The following is a 13,506-nucleotide window of genomic DNA, read 5'->3' on the forward strand; positions in this document are numbered from 1 at the left end:
TTAAACGATAATCTCCCAAATTGTGAACAGATATTTTTTTTCTATACCTAAAAACATTTCCATGCTACAAGTTCTTAATTTTTTTTATCTTATCTAAAAGATGTGGGTAATCAGTAGGATTCAAGTCACTCGCTAAGGATAAATGATTTTGAGAATAATAACCCTATTCTTAAATAAGATTCTTTTTAATATAATCGTAGCTCATTTTAACACTTTCAAATTTATCTTCTTTATAAATCTGGTCTTGTTCTACAAAAATGTATTGAAGGTCTTTGTTATGCGCAAAAATTTCTTTGAAATTAACCGCTCCAGTACCTACTTCAGTAAATTTCACTTCGCGTAAAGTATCGAAAATGCCTTTTTTGTTGGCATCTGGATAAACTGCTTTGGCGAATTGTTTATCAATATCTTTCACGTGCCACATGACAAAACGTTTTGGATATTTTTTGAATAACGCTACAGGATCTTGCCCTGCTTTCACTGTCCAGAACAAATCCAATTCAAAACTTAATAAATCAGGTTCTGTTTCTTCTAACAATACTTGATATCCCGATTTATTATCTTGTAAAATCTTAAACTCCCAAAAATGGTTATGATAACCCAATTGTACCCCAGATTTATGACACAATTCACCAGCTTTGTTTAATTGTGCTGCCATAAACTTATAATCATCCAAAGTCATTTTGTCGATTAAACCAAATGGAGGTACTGGCACAACTAAATATTTTTGTCCTAAAGTGGCGGCTTGTTCAATTTGAAACTTGAGAGCATCATCTTTACCATTGTTTGGGGTAAGGTAGTCGTTTAACTGATAATGGCCACTGTGTGTTACCAGATTGTTGTCTGATAATAATTGCTTTAATTCACCTGCTTTTAAATTCCAAAATAAATCTTTGCTAGTATCACCAGTATAACCAAAAAAAGTTTCAACGTGGTTGAAGCCAATTTTTGAAACTTTACTGATAGTTCCTTTTACATCTTTTGATAATTCATCACGAAGGGTATATAATTGTAAGCCTATTTGTTTAGGCTTAGCAAACGACCGTGCCATTAGCATTTCTGACTGCGCCATCAGTAAGCCTGCACTTGCCAGTCCCATCTTTTTGAGGAAGTCTCTTCTTTGATTCATGTAATTTTCAGGTTGATTTAAGATATATGTATTGTGTTTTTGATTGATTTTCTAAATTGGATAAACACTGAAGTGATATTATTTTATCATTATGATACAATAGTACAAAAAAATACATTCTTACCAAAATATTAAATATTTTTATTGAAATAATTATAAATAAAAACTGGTCAATCTTAAATCATCAGAATAAAGTATTTGATGAGAATATCAAAAAGTGCAATATTTCAATCACAAATGCTATTTAAATGGTGTGATAAATACTATTTATTTGTAAAAAAATTATAATAGAATAGTTTTTTGGCAAATATGTCAATTGTCAAAATGTATATTTTGATAGCATTGTATCCTCGCTTAATAAATCCATGAAACGTTTTATAAAATGAAACAAGTAAATACAGAAAGTACTGCAACGCTTAAAATAGGGTTATTTGGGATAGGATTAGACACTTATTGGCCTCAGTTTGAAGGACTAAAAGAGCGTTTGGAAGGGTATCTTAAAGTAGTTGAAGAGAAAATAGCAGCGATTCACCCCAATATTATCAATGTGGGATTAGTAGATTCGCCAGACAAGGCTTTTGACGCAGGCAGGACTTTTAAGACAGAAGATGTAGACATCATATTTTTATATGTAACCACCTATGCACTTTCGTCAACCGTTTTGCCTGTAGTACAAAGAGCCAAACTACCAGTCATCATTTTGAATCTTGCTCCAGCCTCAGCCATTAATTATCAGCAATTCAATGCCATGTCCGACCGTACTCAGATGACGGGCGAGTGGCTTGCTTATTGTTCCGCTTGTCCTGTACCTGAAATTGCGAATGTGTTTAATAGAGTAGGGATAACATTTCATCAGATAACAGGGATGCTTCATGATGACCCAGCATGTTGGAATGAAATAAATGAGTGGGTAGAAGCAGCCAAAGTAAAATATATCATGACCTATAACCGCATGGGATGCATGGGGCATTATTATAGTGGAATGCTAGATATTTATTCAGATTTAACCCAACAATATGCTCATTTTGGGGGACATATCGAATTGCTAGAAGTGGAAGAATTGGCTATCCTCAGAAAAGAAGTTAGTCAAGTGGAGATGCAAACAAGGTTGAATTATTTTTATGAAGTTTTTGATGTTCAAAGTGATTGCCCTATTGATGAACTTGAAAAAGCTGCGATTACCTCTGTAGCATTAGACAGATTGGTCGCTCAGTATAAATTAGGCTCTATGGCTTATTATTACAAAGGAACGGGAAATCCAGAAAATGAAGATGCCATTGCCTCTATCATTCTGGGCAATTCCTTGCTAACGGCCAATGGTGTACCTGTCGCGGGTGAATACGAAGTCAAGAATGCACAGGCCATGAAAATTATGGATAGCTTTGGGGTAGGAGGCTCTTTTACGGAATATTATGCCATGGATTTTAAAGATGATGTTGTATTGATGGGGCACGATGGCCCAGGGCACATTGCTATTGCCGAAGGAAAAACTAAAGTTCGTCCCTTGAAAGTATATCATGGAAAAGTTGGAAAAGGTGTATCCGTAGAAATGAGTGTGAAAAATGGACCAGTTACGTTATTATCTGTCGTAGAAAAAAGGGGAGGGGGCTTAATGCTTTTGGTAGCGGAAGGCGAATCAGTAGCAGGACCAATTCTTGAAATTGGAAATACAAATAGTCGCTATAAATTCTCAGTGGGTGCCAGAAAATTTGTAAACGACTGGAATAGTCATGGACCAGCACACCATTGTGCTATTGGGGTTGGGCATATTGCCACTAAGATAAATAAGTTAGGGGCTTTATTAGCAATGGATGTTATTCAGGTCTGCTAAAAGGCTAGAGACAAAGATGATTCATCAAAATAGCCTCATACAGGCGATAGATAGTCGGTCATCGTTGTGATAGCCGACTGTTATATTTTATAACGAAAAAGCAATATAGCTATCTCCTTTTTTAGTACCTAGCTTAGTACCCCCACAGGCTATAACGATATATTGTTTGCCATTCAACAGATAGGTACTTGGTGTAGCGAAACCAGCGGCTGGTAGCTTCGTTTCCCAAAGAATATCACCTGTCTTTTTATCGAAAATTCTGAACATACCATCTTTCGTAGCGGCGATGAATAATAAGCCACTCGCTGTAACAACAGGGCCTCCATAATTTTCAGAGCCAGTGGTAGGAATACCTTTTGCTTTTAGTTCTGGATATTCTCCAAATGGCTTTTGCCAAAGTTGTTTACCAGTATTTAAATCAATAGCAGTAAGTGTTCCCCAAGGCGGACGAATACCAGGATAGCCCTTAGCGTCAATGAATTTGTTGTAACCATTGAATTGATAAGGGATGTAGGGCGTCTTAGCTTTTGAGCTTGCAACAGTTGCTTCTACCTTTTCATCTCCAAACAAGAACGCTACTAAGGCTTGTCTATCAATAGCTGACAAATGACCAAAGCCTGGCATCATTCCTTTTCCTGAAGCAATGATTTTAGTAACATACTCACGATCTCTTCTTTGAGAAATATCTACTAGCGAAGGATAGCCACTTTTAGGATTTCCCTTGAGTTCTTTGCCATGACATACTAAACAAGTATTGGTATACAATCTTTGTCCCGGACTCAAGTGTGCAAGTTCATCTTCTTTTGGGGTTGATTTTAGGCTAAATATCCAAGCCATTTCGTTGGCATTTACATACATAATACCGTCAGGGTCAACGGCTGCACCGCCCCATTCAGCACCACCATCGGCACCAGGATATAACAAAGTCTCTTTTTTGTTAAGAGGTTGGAATAAACCTCTTTGAGATGATTTGATGGTTTTTAATAAAGCTACTTTGTCGTCTGAATAAGGGTTAACATCTGCTTCAGTAATTGTTTGCCTAGAAAAAGGAGCAGGCAAAGTAGGAATTGGCTGTGTTGACCACGTGCTTTCTTCGGGTATGGTTGATTTAGGGAAAGGCGTTTCTTTGATAGGAAACAAGGGCTTCCCCGTTACTCTATCAAATACAAATACGTGTCCTGTTTTAGTTACTTGAGCGACAGCATCAATCTTCTTCCCGTTCTTTGTAATGGTTACCAAGTTTGGAGGAGCAGGCAAGTCTTTATCCCAAATATCATGGTGAACAAACTGAAAATGCCATAATCTTTTGCCTGTGTGGGCATCGAGGGCAATCAAGCAATTGGCAAATAAGTTTTGTCCTTTACGATTTCCACCATAAAAATCAAATGCCGCAGAACCAGTAGGCACAAAAACAATTCCTCTTTTACGGTCAACGGCCATTCCTGCCCAGTTGTTGGCTCCGCCAACTGCTGTATTTTTATAGGTATTTTTCGGCCAAGTATTGTATCCAAATTCGTTTGGCTCGGGAATAGTATGAAAAACCCAAGACAGTTTTCCTGTGCGTACATTAAAAGCTTGTACATTGCCCAAAGCGGCATCTGCTCCTTCTGAAAGACGTAAGGGCATGATGATGTTATCTTCGTATAAAGTACCAGGGGTATTTGAAATAACAAATTTATTGATGGCTGTACTTCCCAAGCCTTCTTTTAAACTTACTTTTCCTTTATCACCAAAGCGTTCTATTGGTTGTCCGGTTTTAGCATCAACTGCATATAAGTAAGAACCAAGTGCAAAAACAATTCTAGGTACGTCAGCATCATTTTTATCTTTACTTTCCCAATAGGTAACGCCACGATTGGTATTAAGAGAAACGTTTGCTGTATTAGTGAATTTCCATAATTCCTTGCCTGTAGCAGCATCCAAAGCGAAGAGTTTATTGGTAGCTGTAACAGCATACATTACGCCATTTACTATAATCGGGTTGCATTGTACTTGCCCAGAATCAAGGGTATGATATTCCCAAGCTACTTTTAATTGACTGACATTTGATTTGTTGATTTGGGTGAGACTAGAATAGTGATTACGGTCTGGTCCTCCTAGGTATTCGCTCCATCCAGTATTTTCATTATTGGGATTATCCTTTTCTGGCAAATAAGCCGCTGTTAATAAGGCTGTCGCCAAAAATGCTAATACTAGATAGATTTTTTGCATAAAGTTGTCAATTTAGTTGTACTCAGTCTATAGTTCTTAATACGTAAATGAGATTCAATGCAGCATCCAGATACATTTTAAGGCTTTTCAAATTTACATATTTTATGACTTTATTCATACTTTTGCTATAGGTGCTTATACTGAAAGCCTTGGAGAAGAATATAAAAAAATAAGGTGTTCAAATTATATAATTTTGAACACCTTATTTTTTATCGTCTGAAATTATTTTTTTTCTTCTGTGTCTTAGAGACAAGGTCTTCACCTAGCACCTTATCAATGGCTGCCTGCTTTTGGCTTTTCAACAAACGTTCAGCCAAATCTGGGCGATTGAGTTTGTGCAAACGCTTACGAATCCAATCTTTAAATTCAGGTTTATACCAAAAGAAATAATTATTCTGATTTAATTTTTCTTCCTTGGTTTTTGCTGTGATGATGGGCTGTAAGGTATAAGGATGTACCCCAGAATAATAAATTACTTCTGCCACTGTCATAGGTGTTGGGGTAAAATCTTGTACCTGTTCCAATTGAAATCCTAAATCTTTGGTTTCAGCAGCAAGATTTGCCATATCAACTTCTTCACAACCTGGGTGTGATGAAATAAAATAAGGAATCAACGGTTGTTTTAAGTTATGCTTCGCCTGAATGTTATCGTATTTCTCCTTAAACTTTCTGAAATATTTAAAAGAGGGCTTACGCATTACTTTTAAGGTAGCATCAGAAGTATGCTCTGGAGCAACTTTCAAACGACCAGAAACATGGCGAGTTATCAGCTGCTCCATGTAGATATCATGGTTACCGTCTTGGTTATTTTTATTGAAATCATCCACCAATAAATCATAACGAACACCCGACCCAACAAAAGCTTTTTTGACACTTGGATGAGCATCCACTTTTTTGTAAATCTCCGTCAGCGGAGTGTGTGAAGTATCCAAGTTTGAGCAAATAACAGGGTGAATACAACTCGGACTTTGACAACGGTTACAAATTGATTCATCTTTTCCTTTCATTTGATACATATTGGCCGAAGGACCGCCCAAATCAGAGATATATCCTTTAAATTCAGGGTGTTTCACAATTTGATCCACCTCCTTCATTATTGATTTCTCACTGCGAGAGGCAATAAATTTCCCCTGATGTGCTGAAATCGTACAGAAACTACATCCCCCAAAACAACCGCGGTGCATATTAATCGAGAACTTAATCATCTCATAAGATGGAATCGGGCCTCTTTTTTTATACTTAGGGTGCGGCATGCGAGTATAAGGCAAATCAAAAGAAATATCCATTTCTTTTTCCTCCATTGTTTTAAAAGGAGGATTAATCACCAATGTTTTATCGCCTACTTTCTGAACAATTCTGTTGGCTTGCCATTTGTTCGATTCCACTTCCACTACCTTAAAATTAGCAGCGTATTTGATTTTATCTTTCAAACAAATTTCATGACTTGAAATCTCCACAGTATCCCAATTGTTGAATTCTCCAAGGGGCTCGGTAGAGGGCTGTAAATACGAAATCTGGTTGATGTTGCGAATTGTATCTAAAGGAACGCCTTGTTTTACCAAGCGTAAAATTTCACGAAGAGGCTGTTCGCCCATTCCATAGACCAACATATCAGCTCCTGAATCGTATAGAATAGAAGGCAAAAGCTTATCTTGCCAGTAATCATAGTGCGTGACACGGCGAAGAGACGCTTCAATGCCACCAATTAATACTGGAACATCAGGGTATAACTCCTTTAAGATTTTGGTATAAACGGTAGTAGCATAATCAGGACGATAGCCTGCTTCGCCACCTGGTGTATATGAATCATTTGAACGCAAACGTTTATTGGCAGTATAATGATTCACCATTGAATCCATACAACCAGCCGTTACGCCAAAGAAATATTTTGGTTTCCCTAATTTTTTAAAATCACGTAAATCATCTTTCCAATTGGGCTGAGCCACAATGGCAATTTTAAACCCCTCACTTTCTATGATACGACCAATCACAGCCGTTCCGAAAGCTGGATGATCTACATACGCATCCCCTGAAATTAGAATTACATCTAATTCCTCCCATCCACGTTTTTCCACCTCTTTTTTGGTCAGAGGTAACCAGTCGGTTATTGGTCTTTCAATCATAACACAAAATTACGCAAGAAATCAATGACAAAAGTCATTTCTAGTGAATTATTAAACCGATAAATACTATTTATTAATGATTGGCAAATTTATAATTGGCTAATTAAAAGGAGTTTACTCATTTTAAGCACAGTTATTAAACGACTTTTGCAAACAACAAAGGCTAATATTTTACAACAAATTCTAATGATACAAGCCATTGCTTATTAATCATAAATCGTGCCCACTCAGAGAGATATACTTCAAAACTTTTTTCGATTTTAATTTCTCTTTGGAAGAACGTGAAAGTCGAAATGCTAAAAAAACATTAATTTAGCCGAATATAAGTCAAATTGGGCAATAGCACAGAGAAAAAAAGAGGATGAAAGGAAGGGTACTGATTATTGATGATGAAAAGCAACTTAGGGGGCTACTCAAGAGGATTATTGAGTTAGAAGATTATGCTGTTACAGAAGTAGGAGATTTAAAATCTGCTTGGAAAATCCTTGAAAATCAGGCGATACAAGTGGTATTATCAGATGTAAAATTACCTGATGGCAATGGTGTGGAGTTTACCCAAAAGTTTAAAGAAAAATATCCTCAGCTCGAAATCATCGTAATGACTGCCTATGGAACTATTCAGGATGGCATCAAAGCCATGAAGAATGGCGCTTTTGATTATTTAGTAAAAGGAGACGATAACGAAAAAATATTGCCTATGCTTAGCTTGGCAATGGATAAAGTTCAAAATCAACCATTAACGGTTCAGAATACGCATCAAGGTTTTGAGAAAGTACTTGGAAAATCTAAACAGATTAAGGAGGTAATCAGTTTAGCGCTAAAAGTAGCTAAAACTAATACAACTGTTTTATTGACAGGCGAAACAGGAACAGGGAAAGAGGTTTTTGCTAATGCCATTCATCAGGAAAGCACAAGAGCATCCAAGAATTTTGTGGCCGTAAACTGTGCTACGTTTTCTAGGGAAATTCTTGAATCTGAATTGTTTGGACATAAGGCAGGTTCTTTTACAGGAGCTACCAAAGATAAAAAAGGGTTGTTTGAAGAAGCCGATGGAGGTACTATTTTTCTGGATGAAATCGGTGAAATGTCGCTGGATTTGCAAGCCAAATTGTTAAGAGTACTTGAAACAGGAACGTTTATGAAAGTAGGCGATACCAAACTTATCAAGGTAGATGTTCGGATTATTTCAGCCACTAATCGTGATTTGAGTCAGGAAGTGAACGAAGGGCATTTTCGCTCGGATTTATTTTATAGACTTTCGGTTTTTCAAATTGCTCTACCACCTCTTCGTGAACGAAAAACAGATATTGAGGTGCTCGCTCGTTTCTTTACGAAAGATTTTTCAAAGAAATTCAATATTCCGATTGGTGACTTACAACATGAATTTCTTGAGAAACTAGAAAATTATGACTGGAAAGGTAATATCCGAGAGTTAAAAAATGTAATTGAAAGAACCATTATCCTGAATGAAAATGGGCAATTGACCATAGATAGTTTACCGATTGCTATTCAATTTCCTAGTGAAAATGTTGCTAGTCAAATCAACTCTTTTGATTTACAAACTATTGAAAAACAACATATTCAAAAAGTACTCAAACATACAAAAGGCAACAAAACTGAAACTGCTCGTTTATTAAATATTGGGCTGACAACCCTTTATCGCAAAATTGAAGAATATGGAATAAATTAGCTGTGAATGAGTTATTATTTTAAAATCTCCAAAAATCAGCGTTATTTATCTTTGCAAATCAGCGGGAAATAAATAATACAAAACCTAACAGTAGCTTTAAGCAATCATTTTTATTAATTCATTCTCAAGTCTATCCATGTTTTCCTCGTTTTTATCGATAACAAATGGTTTTAACTTATTACATTCCTCTGCTGAATTAAAAAGCATTTTAAAAACAACTTTTGTCTTGTTGCTAGATACTTCATCAAAAGTTGCCACTACTTGAAATAGTGGCTTAGAATGACGTTTCCACGCAATAAGGTTTGGCTTATCTATCTTTATAAACTCACATTCATTGGCATAATTCCCTTTGTCTGGCCCGTGCATGATAAAACTCCATTTACCCCCTACTCTTAGGTCAAACTCGTTAAAAGTATTGGTAAATCCTGCTGGTCCCCACCAATTTTTTAAATGATTTGGGTCGGTCCAAGCCTTATAAACAATGTCTTTTGATGCATTTACAATTCTTGAAGTTACAATCTCACAGTCTGGAGTTGTCGAGATAATTTCTGATGCCATCTGTATAAAATTTCATTGCTCAAATAGTCTAATTCATCAAAGGTTAAGATAAAAAATATTTATTAGCTAATACCAAGAATATGCGACTGTCTAGTTCAATTATTTTTAACAGATAATAATAAGGATAAATAATGGGCTAAAGTCTGAGCAAGAATTTAATCCAAGTGTTCCTGTTAATCAGATTTATTAGAAAGATACAATTATTGCTTTGATTAGTATTAAGAACAACAAATGTAGGAATCATATTTTCGTATTTCCAATATCACTATAGGGCTTCCTTCTCAGTTGTTTATACTTTCAGGGCTGAAAATGTAAATTTATTGATTTGGCAACGTTGCCGGCAACGATTGCATAAAAAAAACAAAAAAAATATTTGTTTGCTTAGAAAGAATGTGAGAATTTCGGGAAAGTAAACCGAATGATAGCTCAACTTTGTTCGTGTTTAATGCTCTTCCATAGCAAAAATCATTATCTCCGTGCATACATAATAAGCTTTGATGACAGCTAGAATCTGTCATGATTCTTTATTGTGCTTACCATAAACTACCTTATCAGATTGATTTAAGGTAAGTTATAAATTAACCTTAAAAAACGATAAGTAGGATGCTTTAGGTTAATATAACTGATTGAGTTTAATACTAAAGCTGACAATTTATCGCTTAAAATTTACTAAAATTAAAAATCATTATTCATGAAATGTACACACTTACGATGGATGGTTGCCTTTTGGACATTATCTACTTTCAATGCAGCAGCTCAAAAATCATCTGAGTACAATTGGGAACATTTGCCCAAAGTTGTACAACCCACATTTAGAAAAGACACTATTAATATCCTGTCAAAAGGAGCAAAGCCTGATGGTATAACGCTTAATACAGAGGTCATCAATAATGCTATTATAACCTGTAGCAAAAAAGGTGGTGGTGTCGTATTAGTTCCTAAAGGCTTGTGGTTAACAGGACCTATCGAATTAAAAAGTAATGTAAACTTACACCTCCAAAAGGCAGCTACGCTTTTATTTACAACAGATAAAAGTAAATACGCGTTGGTAGAAGGAAGTTATGAAGGCAAAAAGGCTGCTCGTAATCAATCGCCAATTTCAGGTATTGGGCTTGTCAATGTAGCCATTACTGGTAAAGGAATTATAGATGGCAACGGGGATGTTTGGCGTGCAGTGAATAAAGCACAATTGACAGAAGGAGAGTGGAAAGAAAAAGTTGCTTCGGGAGGAATTGTAAGACCTGACGGTAAAGTGTGGTACCCAAGTGAACAGTTTTTAAAGGCTAGTACTGAGGGCAAAAGTATGTTATTGACAGAAGGTAAAAAACCTCAAGATTTTGCGGATATAAAAGATTTTTTACGTCCTAATTTGGTAGTACTTACGCAATGCAAAAATGTATTGCTCGAAGGCATCACTTTCCAAAATTCTCCTGCTTGGTGTTTACACCCTCTGATGACTGAAAACCTTACTTTCAGAAATCTGACTGTGAAAAACCCAGAGTATGCACATAATGGCGATGGGATGGATATTGAATCTTGTAAGAATTTCTTGATAGAAGGTTGTGCTTTGGATGTAGGCGATGATGCTATTTGTATTAAATCAGGGAAAGATGAAGAAGGACGCAAACGTGGCATGCCGACAGAAAATGGCGTTATTCGTAACAATGTAGTGTATAATGGTCACGGAGGTTTTGTAATAGGTAGCGAAATGAGTGGCGGGGCACGTAATATTTTTGTGTACGACTGTACTTTTATGGGTACTGATAAGGGCCTAAGATTCAAATCAGTGCGTGGTAGAGGTGGTATTGTAGAAAATATTTATGCTAAAAATATTTATATGAAAGACATAGCACAAGAGGCTATTTTCTTTGATATGTATTATTTCGTAAAATTTGCTACTGATAGCCCAAGAGACGAAAGTCCTGTAGTAAATGAAGGCACGCCAATTTTCAGAAACATGAAATTTGAAAATATTGTTTGTCATGGTGCTACCAAAGGAATTTTTATTCGTGGTTTACCAGAAATGCCTGTTAAGAATATCACGATTGAAAATGCAACTTTACAATCTGAAATCGGCGTAGAATTGATAGATGCTGCTGAAATTACCTGCAAAAATATTACGCTTTATACAGCAAAAACAGAGCCTATTGTTGCTATCGAAAATAGCCAAGCTTTGGTATTTGATAAAATTACTTTGGGAGCAACTGCCAAAAGATTTTTCACCATCGCAGGACATCGTAGCCAAAATATCAAAGTCCTTAATACTGACTTCGAGAAAGCACAACAAAAGATAACGTGGAAAGACGGTGCGACAGAAGCGGCTTTAGTAAAATAACCTATTATGCTAGGAGAGGTAAACTACTTATCTCTCCTAAATGCTAGGCTCAAACATTCATTATACTCGACACATGAAAAAATACTCTTTATCCTGCTTTTAATAGCAAGATTAGCGGATTCTTTTGCCCAAAATTCAAAATATCCGACCAAATTTACGGTTGCCCAAGATGGCTCAGGGGATTTCAAAACGATACAAGAAGCCATAATGGCTTTTCGTAACCATTCCCAAGAAAGAGTAACGCTATTTATTAAAAATGGAGTTTATCATTAAAAGGTTGTCATTCCTCCTAACAAACCTAACCTTCACTTACTGGGCGAAAGCAGGGGCGGTGTTATCATTACAAATGATGATTTTTCTGGAAAAGTATATCCTAATGGACAAAAAGATGCTACAGGCAAAAGTCAATTTAGTACTTATAATTCCTTTACCGTTTTGGTTGATGCCCCTGATATTATTATCGAAAACCTCACGATTCAAAATACGTCAGGACGAGTGGGGCAGGCTGTAGCATTGCATGTAGAAGGCGATAGATTTATATGTAAAAATTGGAGATTTGGCAAGCCAGTCATTAAAATGCCCAATACCACCATGCAATAAATAAAGGGTAGTGTTTCAGAATGTATGCTGTTAGATTGCGGCATTTTTAAGCCATATGTAAGCCTTTATAAACCCATAGTGCATATCATCCTTTTTTGAAAAACAGATAGTTTTACGACATAATCTCTTCAAATGAGTTCTAAAATTGAGGTTTTGTCTCTCTATCTTTTGAGTCTTAGCTTTTGAAATTGTGTGTTTTTCAGGTGGAATATGTTTTTTGTAAGACCGCCAGTCATCAGTATAGTAATGTTTTATGGTCAAATGACTTAGTTTTTTGAATAGCTTTTGACAGGTTTTATCGTTTCGTTTACCGATTTGAAACGCTAAAATCTTGCGAGTATTGGCACAGTAGGCGTACCAAATCCACCTTTTGGATTCCTTACGTTTACCAACCTAACTCCACATTTCGTCAATAATTACACGCTCATAGGTTCCCTCAAAACAAGGTTCATGATGAGTTTTAAACCACAACCTTATTGCCCTCTTGTGATTTAACTCAGAACTGAGCATACATTCTGTAACACTACCCAAATTTTAATCATAAAGGTTTTATGCAATTTGAATCACCGTGGTTGGTATCTGTTCACTCTCGGGTAAAGAATGCTCCTGAAAATCCATCTCCCAAACATTCGCTGTTAAAACTAGAAAAAGACAAAACATTTGCAAGTGTGATTTCTGCTTCTTGGAATTTTGATATAGGCGAGCGAAATAAAATTATCGGTATTAGGGAAATATATATCAAATTAGGCAAAGGATTGACCGTAAAAGAAGTAATTAATGAACCAGAAAATGCGCTTTGTCGCTGTAAAATCATTAAATTAATCGAGCCAGATGGGCATATTAGTTCCTTCCAGTTGAAAAATGAAAATCTTGAAAAACTTCCTTATGAGCAAATGAAAGGGCTTTTAGACGAAAATAGTATCTTATTAAAAGACCCTGAAAACGGTGTTGTTTTGGATAAGAAAGAATAGCGATATTGAAGTTTTAATAATCACCTCTGGCCAAGTGTGTACTCAAAAATTGAGGTTT

General features: G+C 36.1%; 10 protein-coding genes and 1 pseudogene. 6 read left to right on the top strand and 5 right to left on the bottom strand.

What is annotated here, in order from left to right:
- Positions 1–169 precede the first annotated feature (169 nt).
- Positions 170–1,129 carry a sugar phosphate isomerase/epimerase family protein gene (locus tag VB264_RS21725; RefSeq protein WP_323252940.1) on the bottom strand — a complete coding sequence of 320 codons (960 nt, stop codon included), beginning with the start codon at positions 1,127–1,129 and terminating at the stop codon, positions 170–172.
- Positions 1,130–1,511: 382 nt separating this feature from the next.
- On the opposite strand from VB264_RS21725, the gene VB264_RS21730 reads away from it, so the two are divergent.
- Positions 1,512–2,960 carry an arabinose isomerase gene (locus VB264_RS21730; protein ID WP_323252943.1) on the top strand — a complete coding sequence of 483 codons (1,449 nt, stop codon included), beginning with the start codon at positions 1,512–1,514 and terminating at the stop codon, positions 2,958–2,960.
- Between the two features lie 87 nt (positions 2,961–3,047).
- On the opposite strand, the gene VB264_RS21735 is transcribed toward VB264_RS21730, so the two are convergent.
- Together VB264_RS21735 and VB264_RS21740 are read right to left on the bottom strand one after the other, a co-directional pair.
- Entirely contained in the window at positions 3,048–5,171 is a 2,124-nt protein-coding gene (locus VB264_RS21735) for an outer membrane protein assembly factor BamB family protein (protein ID WP_323252945.1), read from the bottom strand.
- 209 nt (positions 5,172–5,380) lie between these two features.
- The gene (locus tag VB264_RS21740; RefSeq protein ID WP_323252947.1) at positions 5,381–7,294 is read right to left on the bottom strand and encodes a YgiQ family radical SAM protein; all 1,914 of its coding nucleotides are present in this window, start codon (positions 7,292–7,294) and stop codon (positions 5,381–5,383) included.
- A gap of 361 nt (positions 7,295–7,655) precedes the next feature.
- Here VB264_RS21740 and VB264_RS21745 point away from each other — a divergent pair, with 361 nt between their 5' ends.
- A complete protein-coding gene (locus tag VB264_RS21745) occupies positions 7,656–8,984 on the top strand; it encodes a sigma-54-dependent transcriptional regulator (protein WP_323252950.1) in 1,329 nt (442 codons plus the stop codon).
- Between the two features lie 96 nt (positions 8,985–9,080).
- On the opposite strand, the gene VB264_RS21750 is transcribed toward VB264_RS21745, so the two are convergent.
- Positions 9,081–9,542, bottom strand: a complete 462-nt coding sequence (locus VB264_RS21750; RefSeq protein ID WP_323252952.1) for an SRPBCC family protein — start codon at positions 9,540–9,542, stop codon at positions 9,081–9,083.
- Positions 9,543–10,233: 691 nt separating this feature from the next.
- Between VB264_RS21750 and VB264_RS21755 the strand changes: the two genes are divergently transcribed.
- The 3 genes from VB264_RS21755 to VB264_RS21765 all read left to right on the top strand — a co-directional run bounded on the left by VB264_RS21755 (position 10,234) and on the right by VB264_RS21765 (position 12,477).
- A complete protein-coding gene (locus VB264_RS21755) occupies positions 10,234–11,877 on the top strand; it encodes a glycoside hydrolase family 28 protein (RefSeq protein WP_323252954.1) in 1,644 nt (547 codons plus the stop codon).
- A 6-nt stretch (positions 11,878–11,883) separates the two neighbouring features.
- A complete protein-coding gene (locus VB264_RS21760) occupies positions 11,884–12,150 on the top strand; it encodes a pectinesterase family protein (RefSeq protein WP_323252956.1) in 267 nt (88 codons plus the stop codon).
- Between the two features lie 162 nt (positions 12,151–12,312).
- Positions 12,313–12,477, top strand: a complete 165-nt coding sequence (locus VB264_RS21765; RefSeq protein WP_323252958.1) for a hypothetical protein — start codon at positions 12,313–12,315, stop codon at positions 12,475–12,477.
- A 30-nt stretch (positions 12,478–12,507) separates the two neighbouring features.
- Here VB264_RS21765 and VB264_RS25145 read toward each other — a convergent pair.
- Positions 12,508–12,849 (bottom strand): annotated as a pseudogene (locus VB264_RS25145) (IS1 family transposase); the annotation flags it as partial.
- A 179-nt stretch (positions 12,850–13,028) separates the two neighbouring features.
- On the opposite strand from VB264_RS25145, the gene VB264_RS21770 reads away from it, so the two are divergent.
- Positions 13,029–13,448 (top strand): hypothetical protein, encoded by a 420-nt coding sequence (locus tag VB264_RS21770; protein WP_323252960.1) that lies wholly within the window; start codon positions 13,029–13,031, stop codon positions 13,446–13,448.
- Positions 13,449–13,506 lie beyond the last annotated feature (58 nt).

Origin of the sequence: Arcicella aquatica, from assembly GCF_034928825.1 — a bacterium.
Classification (GTDB): Bacteria; Bacteroidota; Bacteroidia; order Cytophagales; family Spirosomataceae; genus Arcicella; species Arcicella aquatica.